14 protein-coding genes are annotated in these 17444 nt (G+C 58.8%); 7 read left to right on the forward strand and 7 right to left on the reverse strand.

Annotated features, from left to right (window positions below; genetic code table 11):
* Positions 1 to 102: 102 nt before the first annotated feature.
* The 3 genes from OHL23_RS16780 to OHL23_RS16790 form a co-directional block, all read right to left on the reverse strand.
* Complete coding sequence (locus OHL23_RS16780; RefSeq protein WP_263353065.1) at positions 103 to 1587, reverse strand: outer membrane protein assembly factor BamB family protein; 1485 nt, start codon at positions 1585 to 1587, stop codon at positions 103 to 105.
* A gap of 672 nt (positions 1588 to 2259) precedes the next feature.
* Positions 2260 to 3675 carry an alkaline phosphatase family protein gene (locus OHL23_RS16785; protein ID WP_263353066.1) on the reverse strand — a complete coding sequence of 472 codons (1416 nt, stop codon included), beginning with the start codon at positions 3673 to 3675 and terminating at the stop codon, positions 2260 to 2262.
* 140 nt (positions 3676 to 3815) lie between these two features.
* Positions 3816 to 4727, reverse strand: a complete 912-nt coding sequence (locus tag OHL23_RS16790; protein ID WP_263353067.1) for a hypothetical protein — start codon at positions 4725 to 4727, stop codon at positions 3816 to 3818.
* A 167-nt stretch (positions 4728 to 4894) separates the two neighbouring features.
* Between OHL23_RS16790 and OHL23_RS16795 the strand changes: the two genes are divergently transcribed.
* Positions 4895 to 5242: a phage holin family protein gene (locus OHL23_RS16795; protein ID WP_263353068.1), complete on the forward strand. Its 348-nt coding sequence runs from the start codon at positions 4895 to 4897 to the stop codon at positions 5240 to 5242.
* 30 nt (positions 5243 to 5272) lie between these two features.
* A complete protein-coding gene (locus OHL23_RS16800; protein WP_263353069.1) occupies positions 5273 to 5809 on the forward strand; it encodes an AAA family ATPase in 537 nt (178 codons plus the stop codon).
* An 11-nt stretch (positions 5810 to 5820) separates the two neighbouring features.
* Here OHL23_RS16800 and OHL23_RS16805 read toward each other — a convergent pair whose 3' ends face one another.
* The 4 genes from OHL23_RS16805 to OHL23_RS16820 form a co-directional block, all read right to left on the reverse strand.
* The gene (locus OHL23_RS16805; protein WP_263353070.1) at positions 5821 to 6318 is read right to left on the reverse strand and encodes a hypothetical protein; all 498 of its coding nucleotides are present in this window, start codon (positions 6316 to 6318) and stop codon (positions 5821 to 5823) included.
* On the reverse strand, positions 6315 to 7019 hold the full coding sequence (locus OHL23_RS16810) for an RNA polymerase sigma factor (RefSeq protein WP_263353071.1): 705 nt from the start codon (positions 7017 to 7019) through the stop codon (positions 6315 to 6317). The genes OHL23_RS16805 and OHL23_RS16810 overlap by 4 nt, the downstream gene beginning before the upstream one ends.
* Positions 7020 to 7128: 109 nt before the next feature.
* A complete protein-coding gene (locus OHL23_RS16815) occupies positions 7129 to 7836 on the reverse strand; it encodes a tetratricopeptide repeat protein (RefSeq protein ID WP_263353072.1) in 708 nt (235 codons plus the stop codon).
* Positions 7837 to 8010: 174 nt separating this feature from the next.
* A complete protein-coding gene (locus OHL23_RS16820) occupies positions 8011 to 10461 on the reverse strand; it encodes an ABC transporter permease (protein ID WP_263353073.1) in 2451 nt (816 codons plus the stop codon).
* Positions 10462 to 10996: 535 nt separating this feature from the next.
* Here OHL23_RS16820 and OHL23_RS16825 point away from each other — a divergent pair.
* The 5 genes from OHL23_RS16825 to OHL23_RS16845 all read left to right on the forward strand — a co-directional run bounded on the left by OHL23_RS16825 (position 10997) and on the right by OHL23_RS16845 (position 17416).
* Positions 10997 to 12166, forward strand: a complete 1170-nt coding sequence (locus OHL23_RS16825) for a hypothetical protein (RefSeq protein WP_263353074.1) — start codon at positions 10997 to 10999, stop codon at positions 12164 to 12166.
* Positions 12167 to 12573: 407 nt separating this feature from the next.
* Entirely contained in the window at positions 12574 to 13734 is a 1161-nt protein-coding gene (locus tag OHL23_RS16830; RefSeq protein WP_263353075.1) for a hypothetical protein, read from the forward strand.
* Between the two features lie 339 nt (positions 13735 to 14073).
* On the forward strand, positions 14074 to 14541 hold the full coding sequence (locus tag OHL23_RS16835) for a VOC family protein (RefSeq protein WP_263353076.1): 468 nt from the start codon (positions 14074 to 14076) through the stop codon (positions 14539 to 14541).
* A 113-nt stretch (positions 14542 to 14654) separates the two neighbouring features.
* Positions 14655 to 16067: an FAD/NAD(P)-binding protein gene (locus OHL23_RS16840; RefSeq protein ID WP_263353077.1), complete on the forward strand. Its 1413-nt coding sequence runs from the start codon at positions 14655 to 14657 to the stop codon at positions 16065 to 16067.
* Positions 16064 to 17416, forward strand: coding sequence for a chloride channel protein (locus OHL23_RS16845; protein ID WP_263353078.1), 1353 nt, complete (start codon positions 16064 to 16066; stop codon positions 17414 to 17416). The genes OHL23_RS16840 and OHL23_RS16845 overlap by 4 nt, the downstream gene beginning before the upstream one ends.
* Positions 17417 to 17444 lie beyond the last annotated feature (28 nt).

A 17444-nucleotide genomic window follows, 5' to 3' on the forward strand; every position in this document is an offset into this window, starting at 1 on the left:
CGTGACTCCCGGATATAAATAAGTGAGTGCTTGAAAGACGCAGGGCAGACCTGCAGCCAAATCTGGCTGTGGGTCCACCCCGTATCTTCCTGAACGGCGGTGCTAGTTTCCGCCCGGTGTAAAGGCGTAGAACGTCGTCCCGCCCGTCATGCCCGGAAGTCCTAAGTGTGTGTATCCAGAACCCCAGTAAACAGAGCCATTCGAAACAGTGGCGCCTGCAATAACTGAAGATCCCGCGGGAAACGTCCAGAGCGTCTTGCCTGTCGCGGCGTCCAGGGCAAGCATATTCGGTGCTGTTGCCGCACCTCCCATGGAAGGCGCATACACCACCCCGTTGGATACAGCAAGAGGGCCAAGGTCGATCGATCCATTCGGGTCCGCCGCTTTCCACAGCACGTTCCCAGTGGCAGGATCAAGCGCCGCGAAGAAACCGGCACTGCCCCCTCCCCACGGAATGCCATAGAAGTTAGCGACTGCGACATAGATGCGAGAACCATCCGTTGCCGAACCCCACTCCATGCCGCCCAATGCAGATCCCGGACCAACCTGCGTCTGCCACAGCACGCGGCCTGTATCCGGATCAAGAGCAAAGTAAATCCCGCTCTTCTGTCCCGCGCCAATAATCGTCTTGGGCCCGCGCGGAGTGGAATAAGTGATTTCATTCGGCGCAGAGCCAAAATCAAAGTCCGGCCCGGCAGGCGATGGGCAGCCAGGAATACCGTAAAGACAGGAGAGATTGAAGAAGTCGCTGCCGCTCGTTACACCTTCCTGATCCCATGTCTGCATGCGTTGCGACCACTTGACATGCCCTGTAAATATGTCCAGCGCAATGATTGAATCGGAGAGATTGTGCGGAGACTGGCAGCTCGGGGCGGTGCCTCCGGCCGAGATACATGCCAGATAGGCCGGGTCGGTCGGAGCTGAGTAGTTGTCTCCCATACCCACAAAAACGGTGCCGCGTAACAAGTCAACAACAGGGTTGCTACCCCACACTCCCGCGCCGGTGTATCCGGCTGGCGTAGTGTAAGTCTTCCATAGAATGGTGCCGTTCCAGGCGCTCAATGCTACTACGCTGCCTCTAGCTGGCCCAGCTCCTCCGGCGAGTGCTTCCTGGGTCGAAGCTACTCCCTCGAATACCATCCCATTTACTACCGTGGGAGAAGTTGTAATGATCGCCAGCGGATCAACAGTTTCGAGCTGGGTCTTCCAGAGCAGGTGGCCGGTTGCCGCATTGATCGCCAGCATCCATGCACCTTGTTGGACGCCGATATACAACACGCCATCCACCACCGCCGGCGTCGATCGTGCGTAAGTGGGATTCACCAGGCCGTAACTTGAAAACTGCTTTCCCCAGATCAGCTTGCCATTTCTCGTATTTACTGCAAATAGATTGCCTGCCCAGTCGGGGAAGTAGGCAACTTCGTCCACGACCGCTGCCCGCGCTGAAACATCCCCACCGGTCTGGAATGTCCACTTGGTTTTTAGCGTTCTGACATTCCTGGTTGAGATAGACGTTTCCTCTGAATTACTGGCGCTATTGCTGGGGTTTTTCCCAAACATCGGCCAATCACTCTGAGCTGTTGCCATCGTTGAAGTCAACAATCCCGTTGCCATTGCTAACAGAGCTAGAGCGTGGCGCAGCTTCCATGGTCGACCACTGGCTGGCAACGCGACTTCACTCTTAACTCCCGGAATGAATCCATTGAATCGCATATCTTCGATATTCCTCTCGATCGCAGATGGGTGAGTCCTTTTACCGACAGAATTGGTAACAGGGCGGGAAATATGTATGAAACTGCCAGGGGGAACACGAGAAACCAAGCGTAGAGACGTAACTAACTCAGGGGGTGGTGAGCCACGCAATTATGCTTGAACGATCCATGCAAAATCAAGAGGGAATCTTACGCCGATTTCGGCCTGCCGTCTTCGTAGGAGGAAGCTCTCGCACGCGTGGTAACTGATTCCATTTCGTGATGACCCGCTTGCGCAACTTGAATTACTAGAGTCATTATCTTTGCATCGTGCTTCCTGCGGCAGCCGAAAGGGCAATCACCATTCCAGGGGCAGGCGGGGGACGAGGTCTACAAGCTTAACGAGGCGCGGAACGGCAACCGGCCGCCGCAAGGCAAAGGGAGGCAGCCGCCCGGCAGTGGCGGTCCACCACCGGGCAACAGCACGCCACGCCGTCTGGATCCCCGGTGCACTCTCCCTGCTCAGTCTAGCCTGCTGGTTCCTTGGCTCAACCGCCCATCGCCAGCGTCACTTTGCCTTCAGATTCTCCGGCAGCGTCCAGCCCTGCATCCGCTCCGACTTCAACAGCAGATAGAAGTCGTAGGTCTCGTTGTCCTCGCCCGAGTTATGCTTCGCCTGAGCCACCGCCATGGCCTTCTCCGTGTTCGGAACCCCGCCGGTCGAGTCCAGCGAATCGAAAAGATCGAAGAGCGTGCACGGGTCCCACGCAGGCTCGGGAATAACAGGCAGCTCCGGCACCGATGCATCCGGCGCAGTAAAGTTCAACGCGCTGGCCAGGTTGGCAATCTCGTCCGATGCGTCGCGCGCCGTCAGCGGCTCCAGATTCCAGCGCCATTCAATCATCTTGAGCACCGACGTGTGATCGTACAGCAGCGAATTGATGCGTGGCTTCGCCGGATTTCCGCGCGCAAACGGCGACACGATCAGCGTAGGCACGCGGCATCCGAGCAGCGCCTTGCCATCCACGAGGTCGGTGTCCACCGCGTTCGGCGCAATCACCCGCGGAGGCACCACATGATCGAAGAATCCGCCCCACTCATCGCGATTGATCACCAGCACCGTGTTCTTCCACTGCGGGCTTGCCGCCAGCGCCGTCACCACCTCGCGCAGAAAGATTTCTCCCTTGCGCATATCCGCATGAGGATGGTCGTCATTCCCCGTGCCGTCATCGAGAATCGTGAACCACGGATCGACAAACGACACCGCCGGCAGCGTGCCATTCGCCGCATCCGACTTGAACTGGTCAAAGAGAGCCGATATCCCGATATACTTCAGCCCCCACAACGCAAGAAACGGAACATTCGAGTAGTAGTAGCGGCAGCTCACGCCGGCGGCGAGCAGGCGATCCCAGATCGTCGGCAGCGAGGAAAGATCAAGCGAGTTGGTCAACCGGTCCGTCTGCGCCGCATGTTGAAAGACGCGGTTGGGATACGTCGACGAGAGGATCGATGGAAAGTAGTTATTCAAGGTCGTAAAGTTGCGCGCCAGCGTGCCAAAAAGCGGCAGATCCGCCTCCTCGTAGTACCCGATCGAGAAGCTATCATTCGAACTTGTGCGCAGCCATCCATCCATCTTGCCGCCGTCATACTCCGATCGCCCTCCGGCATACGAGTGGTCGGGGTCTGGATGGGAGCAGCCCACAAAATAGTTCAGCCGCTGCGTCGGTTGAAGATTGCCGTTGTTATCCGGGTAACTAAGCCCGGCTTGTCGGCCATTCGCTTTCGGCATCCAGCCAAGCAGATGGTCGAAACTGCGGTTCTCCATCATCACCACAACCACATGCTCAATGCCGGAGCTGGCCGGGCCGGGCAGCACGGCATCGATTGCCTGAACGTGGGATTTGGCATCAGCCAGCGTGCTGGCAATTGTTGCGGCTGAGACGCTGGCAGCTTTACGCAGAAAATCTCTACGATTCACAGTCATTGGGGGACCTCGATAAACGAGATGCGGCGACGAGTCGGGCGCGCCGCCGACTGGCCCACAGCATACCCCCGCCCAGGGCCGAGTAGTTGAACCGCGCATGAATCCACGATGAAAACCCGCAGGCTTCGCGAGCCGCCAGTCTACTTCTTCACATCCGGCTTCGAGTCTGGCTTCGAATCCGGCACCACAGTAGCCGTCTTGCTCGTCTGCGTCTCAACTGTAAACCGCTGATAATCCGAGTCCTTCTCGACAAAGTGCTCGCGCACACCCTTCAGCAGCAACACCCGCGCCTGCACCCGACCCTCCGCGCCCGTAGGAAACCAGATCTCGCCATTCACCGGAGCCTGATCGAAGTAAAAGCTCGACCCCTTCTGGATATTCGCCAGCAGCCCCCCAACCAGATGAAAATTGTCCGTGAAGCGCGCCTCCATATGCGCTACCTGTCGATCGCGCTCGTCGACCCAAAGCGTTCCCGCCAGCTTCTTGGACGCGTCTTCCGCCAGTCCATGCGTCTTGGCGTCATGCCGCCCGGCAAAGTCAAAGACAATCGTGCTTCTGCCGCGAAAATTCTCTCTTCGCGGATTCGAAACCTCCATGATGTTCAGCAGGCGAGTAATGCTCACCGTCTCCCGCTCATCAATCGGCTGGCCCGATGGCGTCTTAACCGCCTTCTCCACCAGCTTGTTCACGCGATCCTGCTCCTTTTGCTGGTCGTGATCGCTAAGCGGCTTGCCACCTTTCTTGACCGTGCGTTCGATGCGGTGCCCGTTGACGAAAAACACCTCGCGCTCCTCCGTCTCCGTCTTCTGCACCTGTCCCTTGGAATCGATCTCGTCATCCGTAAACGAGGAACGATACGTATAGTTTTCGCGTATCTTTTCCAGCTTCTTCTGGTGATCCACCACATCGGCCATCAGCTCGCGAACCCCGGGAATCGGCGCTGAATTCGCATCCGCCGGCTTCTGTTCCTGCCCAGCCGCCGCCATCGGAATCGGGCGCATCATCGCAACGGCAACCCCGAGAGCCCCGAAAAAGACAAGTGCCTTGAGCATGGTCCGCCTTAATCTGGAGGAATTTCGTTTCATCGATGCCGCGCCGAAAGCGATACTATGACGAAGACGCATAGGACTCGCTAAAATCCTGCTCTCCTCCAGCACCGCGAGCTCAAGACCTCACGCACACTAAGACAGAGATCAAAATCCGAATCGGAGAGAAAAAAATGGTACGATTGCTCGCAAACTGGCTCCTGAGCGCCATAGCCTTACTCATTGTTTCACGGCTGGTGAACGGCTTCGTTATCGATTCCTTCGGCACAGCGCTGGTCGCGGCCCTGGTATTTGGACTCCTCAACGTCACATTAGGCTTGGTCTTGAAGCTGGTTACGCTCCCCGTCACCATCCTGACGCTCGGACTCTTCCTCCTCGTCATCAACGCCTTTGTGCTGGAGCTGGCCTCCGGCTTCGTCCGCGGCTTTCACATCCGCAGCTTCGGCGCCGCCTTCTGGGGCGCAGCTGTCCTGGCCCTCATTCAGATGCTCTTCCGCTTCCTCGTAAACGAATCGAACTAACGTTGCCTGAATCGATGTCTGGACAGATGTATGGACCGGTTCGTGATCATATCCGGCTGTTCCGGAGGCGGTAAATCGACCCTCCTCAGCGAGCTCAATCGACGCGGCCATGCAGTCGTGGAGGAACCCGGCCGGCGAATTGTTCAAGAAGAAACCCAGCGCAACGGCTCCGCCCTCCCTTGGGTCGACATGGATGCCTTCCTGCATCGCGCAATCGAACTGGCGCTTGCAGACCGGGCGACGGCGAGCACGCTGGAGGGATGGGTCTTCTTCGATCGAGGATTGATTGACGCAGCTTCCGGTCTTCAACAGTTAACCGGCGAGCCGGTGTTGGCTTCGCTCAGCCACGCGCACCGCTATCACAGGCGTGTCTTCCTGACCCCGCCCTGGCCGGAGATTTACCAAACGGATTCAGAGCGGCGTCACGATCTGGACCTCGCGATTGCCGAATACACACGGCTGCTCGACGCCTACCCTTCCCTCGGCTATGAGGTCTTCCTTCTGCCAAAGGTGAGCGTGGAAGAACGTGCGGACTTCGTTCTCAATATTCTGAAAGAAGCTCCGTAGCGCCCGAGTTTCTACTGGTTCTCGATCGGCTTCGGAGCAGCCTCGTCCGCAGAAGACCGTGCAGCAGGCGTACTCGGCGAAGGCTTCGCCAAAACATGGCTAGGATTCGGCTTCTTCTTCGGCGCCGGTGGCACCTTGATCGGATGCAGCGTCGGCGGCACGCGCTCCGCTCCGGCGCTGCCAAAGCCACCCGACACCCCAGGCAAAGCCCTCGCTGGCTGGGTCGGCGCAGCCTGCGAACCGCCGCCCACCTGCGGATGCGCATGGTAGACGCTCCACGTCGACCCCGCCACCGCGATCACCAGAGCCGCCGCAGCCGCAAACTGCAATCGCTGAGCCGGCATCCACAGCGACCAGAATCCACGCTGCTTTCTCGCATTCCGTTCATCCGCGAGCCGCCGGTGCACACGCTCCGCAAGCTCCTCAGGCGGTCGAAGCTCCGCCACCAGGCGAAGCGTCTCTTCCGCAGGATGATTGGTCTCGTATTCGGCATTCCGATTCTGGCTCATTGCGCACTCCCCGATTCCCTTGGCGACTCGCTTGCCGGCTGGCGCGTTCCCTGACCCTGTATCTGGCCTTGCATTCGGCCCCTTGCCGGGCCAAGCAAGTTGGCCAAAAGCTTCCTGGCGCGGAAAAGCCGCGAGCGAATCGTCGATTCCGTTGTGCCAAGAATCTGCGCAATCTCCACGCTGGAAAGCTCTTCAAACGCCGACAGAATCAGCACCCGCTGCTCCTTTTCCGGCAACTGGCCGACAGCCCGCAGCACATGCTCATGATGCTGAGCCGACGCCACCCGCTCCTCCGCGCTCAGCCCCGATGCAGGCAGCAAGCGCGCCAAATCGGCGATGTCGTCGGTTTCAGGCCGGGTCTTCGCGCGGCGCTTCCGGTCTAGCACCACATTCCATACGATGCGCACCAGCCACACTCGCGGTTCGCGAATTTCCGCCAGCCCATCGCGATGCCGCAGCACACGCAGATACGTCTCCTGCACCGCGTCTTCCGCATCCGCCGCATTCCGCAGCACCGAGTACGCCACGCGATACAGCGTCCCGGCATACTCGTCCACAAGCGCCGCAATTGCAACCGCGGCTTCCTCAGCCTTAGACTCAGCTCTCGACTCAGCCGGATGGCCGGAATGTCCGAACGGTTTCATCTCAGGTGTCGTCGGGATCTCCATCCAGCCTGCGAGTACTGCGGGAGTGCTGCTCATAGCCTAATGGACGCAGCCACCCCTTGCTACGCTCGCCCAATTGGACTACCGAAAAACGAAAATGGCCTGCGCAAGCGCAGACCAATCTCGATTCCTCAATCTCTTCCGGCTACTTCTTCGCGTTCAGCTTTTCCGCGGCAATCGAACCAGCGGCGCCGGTCTTGTCCGCGTCCCTCACCTTGGCCCAGATCTGCTTGGCCTGCTCGGTCTTTCCGGAAGAAGCATAAAGATCCGCCAGCGCAAGCTGCGAGCTAAACGCCGGAACAGAGGCCGTCGGCTTGGCGATCAGCCCGTTGTAGAGATCGATGGCCTGCGCGTCGCGGCTCGTCTGGTGGTAGAAACCAGCCAGCGCAAACTTCGCCAGACTCGCAAGATTTCCGTCCCACGCCCCCGCGGCAGCCTTCAGTTCCGTCTCCGCCGGGCCATTCTGGCCCAGTTCGGCATAGGTCAAACCGGCAAAGTAATGCGCCTTCGCGCCTTCCGGCAGCCATCCATACTGGCTCGCCACCTGCACAAATTTCTGATTGGCAGCCTTCGCGCGATCGACCGCCGTTGCGTAAATTCCGTTTTCCAGCGGCTGTCCCGGCTGGGCCAGCTGCGCGCTGTAAACGTCCAGCGCCGAGCCAAGCGCGGACGACGCCGCTTGAGAGCGCTGCGTGTAAACCACAAGGCCGGCAATCAGCACCGCCAGCACAACCACAAAAACGACCGAGTAACGAATGACAGTGGACCGATGTTCCCCCACCCAGCTAACGCCGGATTGGGTGGTCTGTACGAATTTGTCCTGTTTGAGCGCGTGACGCGTTTGGGAATCCACGTGAGTCCTTAATCAATGATCCGGAAAGATTCTTGCAGGGCAAGCACACAGCGGAATGTGATGCAGGCACAGCCAGTACAACCCTATCAGTCTAACAGGGGACGCTCCGGAGCGTCCACGACACCTCTACCCCCAGATCACTAACCCCTGATCTCTGCCCCCTGCTGCCCGGCCTTACTCATACCGCAGCGCCACCATCGGATCGACCCTCGAAGCCCGCCGTGCCGGAATAGCGCAGGCCACGGCTGCCACCCCGCTCAGCACCAACGTCGCGCCCACCAGCATCAGCGGATCGCGCGACGATCCCTCCGCCCATTGCGCCACGACCTTGTTGAGCGCCAAAGCCAGCACCAGCCCTGCAATCACTCCGCCGCCAACACTCACCAAAATCGAGTAAAAGACGATCTTCAGCACATGGCCGCGCTGCGCCCCCAGCGCCATGCGAATGCCAAACTCGTTCGTCCGCTGCACCACCGAATACGCAACTACGCTGTACAGCCCCACCGCGGCCAGCGCCAGCGCCAGAACAGCAAACGAGCCAAATAGCCAGCTGATGAGATTCCCCTGTTGATACTCGGTCGTTCCCATAATCCAGTGCTCCAGATCCTGCACATCGCCCGCCGTCTGCTGATCGGCATTCACCGAAACAATCTGCTTTTGAATCTCGTGCAGCAGCGTCAGCGGAGGCACCTTCGTCTTGACCAGAATCTGCGTCCACATCCGCATAAACAGCGTGTAAGGCACAAAAGCCTCCGGCTGAATCGGCTTGCGCAAGCCATCATCGCGCTTATCTTCAATCACGCCCACAACACGCAGCGTTGCAAAATCGCCCGCGTCCTTCGCACCCGGCGCCAATAGATTGAACGGCGGATTATCCTGCGCCGGAACCCGGATCAACTGCCCCAACGCGTCTCCGCCCGAAAAATACTTCCGCACAAAGCTCTCATTAACCACGACCAACTTGGCAGCGCGCCGATTCTCCGCGTCATCCCAGATGCGCCCCTGCGACAGCGTAATACGCAGCGCCGGAAAATACTCCGGACTTACAAAGTTGAGCCGCCCCGGATGCTCTTCCGTCGTCGGTTTGCCCACAATCTCGAACTTCGTATTGTTCCCATTGTCCGGCGGCGTGGCATTCGTCGAAATCCCCGCAATCTCCACCCCCGGCACCGCGGCAACCTTCTCCCGCAGATGCTCGAAGTAATTCGATCGCTCCTCCCACGTCTTGAACGTGTTCTCATGCACCGGTATTCCAACCGACATGATGTTATGCGGATCATACCCAAGCCGCGTATTCATCAGCTTGAGAAACCCCTCCAGCGCCGCGCCCGCGCCCGTCAGCATCAACAGCGTCAACGCAATCTGCCCCCCAATCAGCGTGCTCAGCGTCCGCCTGCCCTGCACGCTTCCCGCAACCTTGCGCGTGCTCGACTGCATCACCTGGCTCACCTCGGGCCGCGAAAGCTGCAGCGCCGGCCACAGTCCAAACAAGACGCCCGTCAATATCGCCACTGCCACGCTGAAACAAAGCACCGGCACATTGATATGAATCGCCGCCTCATGCGGAAACGAACCATTCGGCAGCCAGGCCACAATCTTCGCCAGCGAAACATACGCCAGCAACACGCCCAACGCCGCTCCCGTCAGCGACAACAGCAGCGACTCCGTCAGCAACTGCGAAATCATCCTCCGCCTGCCCGCCCCAATCGCCGACCTTATCGCAAACTCGTGCTGCCGCGCCGTTCCCCGCGCCAGCAGCAGTATCGAAACATTCCCGCACCCAATCAGCAGCAGCAGCGCCACCGCCGCAAACAGCAGCGACAGCGTCCCTCCAAGCTGCTCCAGAAAATCATCATTCAACCCGCGCACATTCACCTTGAACGAGCCAGTAGGAAAATGATTCGGCGTCTCCTTCTGAAACTGCTCCATCATCGTCTGCAGTGCCGCATCCGCCGCCGCGTGGGTTACACCCGGCTTCAGCCTTACCTCGCAATCGAACGCATGCTCCCGATCCTGCGTAACCTTCTGCGGCACGTAAACATCCGCGTCAAACCACGTAAATCGCTGAGCAGCCACGCCAATAATGGCGTAGTCCTTATGCACCATCTGCATCGTGCGCCCAACCACCGCGGGATCGCCGTTGTAATACCTCTTCCAGAACTTGTAACTCAGCACCACCACCGGGCTCGGGTCCTGCCCATCAATCGCATCCGAAGGCAGCAATCCCCGCCCCAGATACGCCGGCACGCCAAAGAAGTTAAACGAATTCGACGAGAAAAACCCCGCCTCCACATCCTCCGGAACATCCTTGCCCGTAACCGTCAAACTCCATCCATCGGCGATGAACGAGTCCTCCACCACCGGCGACTTCCGCAACTCCTGCCACTGCCCCGCCGTCAGCCCAAACCCATTCCGCTGCCCCGCTGAATTCACCAGCCCCAGATGCACCATCCGGTCGTTATTCACATACGGGTAAGGGTCCAGCAGAATCCCATAAATCACACTGAAGACAGCCGTAGTCGCGCCAATCCCCAGCGCCAGCGAAACAATCGCAGTAAATGTAAATCCGGGTGACTTGCGCAACTGGCGCACAGCATAGCGGAGATCCTGAACCATAGCGTGCATAGACAGCCTCCAGGCCGCGACAGGCCGAGCTTAGACAAGCCCGTGAACTAGCACCCCGGAGACCAAAGCCCCACACCGCCAGAAACACATCCAATCCAACCACTTACAACGACACTTATAGCTGGAAACCAAACCACCCTGTCCAAAAACGCAACCCCGCTGTCCACAATCGAACAACGACCGTGTCCGAGCCCAATGTCCTCAAAACCCGCCGGGTGCCCCAGGTCTCGCTTCTGAGACCTGGGTTTCCGCAGTTCCACACTTCTTCGATGGGTAGACTTGGTAGCTTTTCTTTTGAGTTACTTTCAAGGGCGAGTTCCTGCAGAGCCTGCTACAACTTCTCTCTCGTCTGAACCCATCGCGAACTGGAAAAAATAAAAGCGGGATGCCCCGGATCTTCCCCCGGGCCTGAGTTACCGCAACACAGGACCTTGAGTAGAATTACCCCTCAAACGCGCAAATCTGGGTGAGTTCTTCAGATGTTCTCTGGGAGTAGTATTATCCCGCATTCCTAAAAAACTGAAAGGAGAACCCCGTGAAAGTTCGCTCCCAATTGTGGATTGCCGCACTCTGCTCGACCGTCGTATCTTTGACCGCCGTATCTTTGACCGTTGCATCTCTGACCGTCGCATCGTCTGTTCCGGCTCTGGCGGCGGATCAGGAGCATCGTGATTCCCAGCCTCCACAGCCCATCATCGTCACCTTCGACGCTTCCGGAGCTGGTTCAGGCACTTCGAATTTCTGCTTCCCGGAATGCGGCACGGTTGCCGACTCGATCAACGCGAAAGGGGAGGTTGCCGGTTATTACATCGACAACGAGCACGTCGCTCATGGCTTTCTGCGTCGGCGCGACGGCACGATTGAAACATTTGATGCTCCGGGCGCGGGAGCCTCCCATTACCTGGGCACGGTGTCTTCCGGTATCGACTCCGCAGGTACGATTTCGGGAACCTATACGGACTCGAACTCTCTAAGCCACGGCTATCTACGCACACGGGACGGTGACTTCACAACTTTCGATGTCCAGGGAAACATCACCGGCTTAGTTACGACTGGCATGAATGCCGAGGGCGCAATTACCGGATGGTTTGGCGACTCGGATGACCGGGCGCATGGCTATGTGCGCAATCGGGACGGCGAGATAGTAACATTCGATCCTCCGGGCTCGATTCAGACCTTTCCCGAGAGCATTAATCCCGACGGCGCGGTCACCGGCACCTATGGGGACGAGAGCGGCGGCTCTCACGGTTTTTTGCGTAAACGTGACGGAAGGCTCGTCAGCTTTGATCCTCCCAACTCGACGTATACCCTTCCCTTTAGCATCAATACGGAGGGCGCCATCACCGGAACCTATCAGACCGGGCCGGCATCGCATGGGTTCTTACGGGCCCCCGACGGCGCTTTCACCAGTTTCAATCCTCCCGGCTCGACCGGTGTCTTCAGCAGCGCCATCGACTCAGCAGGAACAATCACTGGATCCTACAACCAATCGGTCGGCCCGGTGCAAGCCTTCGTGCGAGATCGCGATGGCGCGTTCACCTCGTTCAGTGCCGGGCCGGATGGGACGACGCAAAACACCACACCCCTGGCCATCAACGCAAAAGGAGCTATTACAGGGTACTACGTCGACGAAAACAGCGTATCTCACGGCTTTCTTCGCTACTTCAATCAAGATCGCTGTGAGGATGACAAAGATAAACATTGAAAGAGATGAGCCGAACGGCCCAGCTTTGTCCCTGTTTTTTCTGTCCCCAACTATAAAAGCTGGGTGCCCCATCCTTGACACGCACCTTGCGGTAAGGGTGGGTTACCACAGAAGCCGGGTGCCCTTGGTCTCGCTTCTGAGACCTGGGTTTCCGCAGCATCACACCTCTTCGATGGGTAGATTTGTTAGCTTCTTCCTTTGAGTTATTTTCAAACATAAGTTACCGCAGAGCCTGCTGCAACTTTTCTCTAGCTTCTATACGCATCGCGAACCTTTACTTCACTAGGTTCAAGCGTAACCTAACCCTGAAAAAAAATAACATGCGGGATTCAATCTGGGTGAGTTCTTTAGATGTTCTCTGGGAGTAGTATTATCCCGCGTTCCCAAATAACTGAAAGGAGAACCCCATGAAACTTCGCTCCCTATTGTGGATTGCCACGGTTTGCCGGATCGTGACATCTCTGGTCGTCGCATCCTTAACCCTCGCACAGGCTGTTCCGGCTCGGGCGGCGGGGCAAGAGCATCGTGATTTCCATCCTCCAGAGCCCATAATCGTCACCTTCGACGCTCCCGGAGCCGGTTCAGGCACTTCGGGTTGCTTCCCGGAATGCGGCACGTATGCCGACTCGATCAACGTGCAAGGGGAAGTTGCCGGTAATTACGTCGACAACGACCACGTGCGTCATGGCTTTCTGCGTCGCCGCGACGGCACAATTGAGACATTCGATGTTCCGGGCGCGGGAACGTCCGCTTACCAGGGCACGTTTTCTTCCGGTATCGACTCCGCAGGTACGATTTCGGGATCCTATACGGACTCGAACGATCTCAGCCACGGTTATCTACGCACACGGGACGGTGACTTCACAACTTTCGACGTCCCGGGAGATACCAGGGGCCTGTATCCGGCTGGCATGAATGCCGATGGCGCGATTACCGGAAACTTTGTTGGCTCGGATGACCAGCACCTGCAGCATGGCTTTGTGCGCAATCGGGACGGCGAGACAGCCGAATTCGATCCTCCGGGCTCGTTTGCGACCATTCCCGAGAGCATTAATCGAGACGGTGCGGTCACAGGCAGCTATGAGGACTACAGCGGCGGCGAACACGGCTTTTTGCGTAGACGCGACGGAGGACTCGTCAGCTTTGACTTTCCTCTTTCGGCGTTTACCTTCGCCTCCAGCATCAATCCGGAGGGCGCCATCGCCGGAACCTGGGTGGTCGGGTCGGCATCGCATGGGTTCTTGCGGGCCCCGGACGGAGCTTTCACCAGCTTCGATCCTCCAGGCTCGACTGGTGTCAACGGCATCGCCATCATCGACCCAGCCGGAACAATCGCCGGATCTTACACCCCGTCGGTCGGCTCAACGGTAGCATTCGTGCGATATCGCGATGGCACGTTCACCTCGTTCAGTGCCGGGCCGGATGGGACGGCAAAAGAAACCATGCCCCGAGCCATCAACGCGAACGGCGCTATTACCGGGATCTACGTTGACGAAAACAGCGTATCTCACGGCTTTCTTCGCTACTTCAAAAAAGATCGCTGTGAGGATGACAAAGACAAACATTGAAAGAGAATTGAGCGGGTGCCCCAGGTCTCGCTTTTGAGACCTGGGTTTCCCCGGATATTGCGCAGAATTACTCTCCGATCCCGCAAAATAAAAGAAGGCAAATCCCGCATCCCGTCCACCACGAGACGCCGGGAATCAGCGCAAAAAGCAGTATAAAAAGCACCCAAACCGCCTCAAAAACGCACTTTCAGGCACCCTGATTTGCACGTAACCAACTCAAACCAAACAGCATACGGACAAAAACACCCACCCCCTACCCCCTCCAAACTGAATCGAGGCAAAAAGTAAAATTTCGTTGCTCCAAATCGCCACCAGCGAGTACGCTGAAAGCCCGCAGCAATGAGCCAGGCCGAACAACCCGCCGAGACAACACCTGCCCCGCTAACCGACAACGTCAAGTCATGCGTGGCCCTGCTCATGGTCACCGACATGGAGCGCTCGCTCGCGTTCTACGTAGACGGCCTGGGCTTCAAAATCACCAACCGCTGGCTCCCCGACGGCCATCTCCGCTGGTGCTGGATGCAGCTCGGCACAGCCGCTCTCATGCTCCAGCAAGCCATGCCCCCGACCCTCGAAAAGATGACCGCAAACGGAAAGCTCGACAACGGTATGTCCCTATATTTTCAATGTGAGGACGCCCTCGCCATCTACCGGCGCGCCAAAGACCGCGGCGTCGCCGGACGCGAGCCGCAGGTCGGAAACTTCAACTGGGAAGTCTCCCTCCACGACCCCGACGGCTACAGCATCCACTTCTGCAGCCCCACCGACCTGCCCGAAGAAACCCTCCTCTCCGAAATCGAAAAATAGCCCCGAATATCAGAAAAATCAGCCAATCTCTGCCCACCCGCCTTATGCCCCATAACAATTTGCGAATTCACTTCGACCCGGCCAAAAGCTACTGTCGAAGCATGGAGACGCAAATGAAATCCCGGAAAACAATAGCCATCATCGGCGGAGGGGTCAGCGGATCTCTCACCGCATTCCATCTCATTCATCAGGGCACGAAAGCCCGCGTCATTATCATCGAACCTCGACCGGAACTCGGCCTCGGCCTGGCATATTCCACTCCAAGTCTTCGTCACCTGCTCAACGTGCCGGCAGGCAAGATCAGCGCGCTGCCCAAAGAGCCCGCGCACTTCCTCAACTGGCTGCGCACGCATCATGATCCCCACGCGACCGCAGCGACCTTCGCTCCCCGCGCCGTCTTCGGCCGCTACATCCATTCCCTCGTCGCCAGCGTCAAAGGCATCGAGCAGGTGCGAGCCACGGTGGTGGGCTATCGCCAGATCGGTGATTGCGCGACCCTGATCCTCCACAACGGTGCGGAACTCCAGGCCAACCGCGTAGTCCTCGCCACCGGCAACTTCGACCCTGCCCAATTGCCTGGCATCAGCCGCGAAGCCACAGCAAGCGGGGCATATTGCCACAATGCCTGGCTCCCTGAAACCTATGACAACCTGGCCTCCGACGCGCCCGTGACCCTGATCGGCACTGGCCTCACAGCCGTGGACGTGGTGTTGCGGCTGCGCGAACTCGGCCACAGCGGCCCGATCACCGCAGTCTCGCGCCATGGCGTCTTCCCCAATCGCCACGCGGATTACACCCCGATAACCAAGAGCGCCATCCCTGCCGGAACCGCGCCAACCTGCGTAGCTTATCTGCGCGCCCTGCACTGCGTGATCCGCAGCGGCGTCGAGTGGCGAGCCGCCATCGACAGCCTCCGCGCGACCACCAACGACCTCTGGCTCGCGTTGCCGATCAAGGAACAGCGCCGTTTCCGCCGCCATCTGCAACGCCGCTGGGATGTAGTCCGCCATCGCATGGCCCCGCCCATCGCCGACGTCATCGAAGCCGAACTCGCCGCAGGCACGCTGGTCATTCACGAGGGAAGTCTTGAGAGCATTGAAGCCGCAGAGAACGGCGCCATTGTTACCTTCCGCGCGCCAGATGGCAGCGATAGCCTCGCGACAGCCCGCGCAATCAACTGCACCGGCCCAAGCATGAACTACCGCCGCGTCGAATCTCCCCTGCTGCGAAGCCTCTTCGCGCAAGGGTTGGTATCGGCCGGTCCAATGGGCGGAGGCTTTAACTCCACCCGCTCCGGCGCTCTGATCGGCTCTGACGGTGAAGCATCGCCCATCCTCTTCAACCTCGGCCCCGGCCGCCTGGGCACGCTGCTCGAGTCGATCGCAGTCCCCGAGATCCGCGAGCAGGCTGTGGAAGTCGCCAAGACCCTCACCGCACAGTTGGCGGCTGCAGAATACCCGAATTCCCAACCAGCTTCGCACGCACTAGGCGGCGAAGAGTTAGACTCCGAAACGGTGGCGGCATGACAATCGCTGTCCTGAGCCGCGAAAGGCGCTTAGGAGGCACGATCCCCAAGCGCCTCATGAACTGCTTCCCGACCAGCCTCTCGAAGCTGGCATGGTCCGTGGTCATTGGCGCGATAAGCGGCCTGGCTTGCGTCGGCGTGAGGCTTGGATTTCGTTTGTTGCAATGGATTTTCATGCAACATTCTGGTCTGCTACCGGAGGCGGCCGCTGGACTGACGCCAATGCGCCGCCTGCTGACGCCGATGCTCGGCGCGGCCTGCGCAACGACGGTTATCTGGGCCGTGCGGCGATGGTCAAAAACCGGACACGCCGAGGACTACATCGAAGCAGTGCGCGGCGAACACGGCCACATTCCGTTCGCCTCCACACTTTGGCGCACTGTGTCCTCGGCTTTCTCTGTCGCGACAGGCGCGGCGATCGGGCGCGAGGGCTCGATGATCCAATTCGCGGCGGCGGCTAGTTCCTGGCTCGGAAAGCGCACTCCGGTCAAGTCCGTCACTCTAGCACAGCAAGTGGCTTATGGAGCAGCGGCGGCCGTTGCAGCCGCGTACCAGGCTCCAATCGCGGGCGTCTTCTTTGCAATGGAAATAGTGCTTGGGAATTGGGCGTGGACTGAAGCGCCCCAACTGGCTTTGGCCTCGACAGCAGGGTGGCTTGTGAGCCGCGCCATACTTGGCGGAAGCACTCTCTTCGCTGTCCACGCAGCGTTGCCGCTCTCCTGGCAGACGGCGCTATGGGCTGTTCCTGTGGCTCTGGCAATGGGCGTAACGAGTCCGCTGTATCAGGCACTATTGCGAAGCCTGCGCTTCGCGCGGAACTTGCCTTTAGCGCTTGTTTGGAGTGGGTTCTTTGTGGGCATATTCAGCCTGCTTCGTCCGGAAGTGTGGGGCAACGGCGACGTGGCTCTGAGCCACATGCTGACGGGCGAGCCGATCCTCTCTGGAATCGCCGTGATCCTCATTTTGCGGATTCTCGCGACCACTTTTTGCGTTGGAACTGGAGCTGTTGGAGGAGTCTTCACTCCTACGCTCTTCACCGGCGCGGCCATCGGCCTCGCGGCGGGACAGATATTTCACCAGTCGCATACAGCCCTTTTTGCCATCGTGGGATTGAGTGCCTTATTGGCGGCGACGACACACGCTCCAGTGATGGCTGCGCTGATGGCAGTTGAGCTGACCGGACAATGGCACCTGCTGCCGCTGTTGCTTATCCTGAATCTGGCGGCATTTCGATTGGCGCTCGCAATTTCGCCGCACTCGCTCTACGCAGTCAATACGACGAACCCATCGCAGCGCGACGGGCATCCTAGTTCTCAGGCTCATGCCAGTAACTTGATAGTCTCAAGTTAGTCTCAAAGGGCACAGTTGTGAGCCGGAC

The sequence above is a fragment of the Acidicapsa acidisoli genome, assembly GCF_025685625.1.
Classification (GTDB): Bacteria; Acidobacteriota; Terriglobia; order Terriglobales; family Acidobacteriaceae; genus Acidicapsa; species Acidicapsa acidisoli.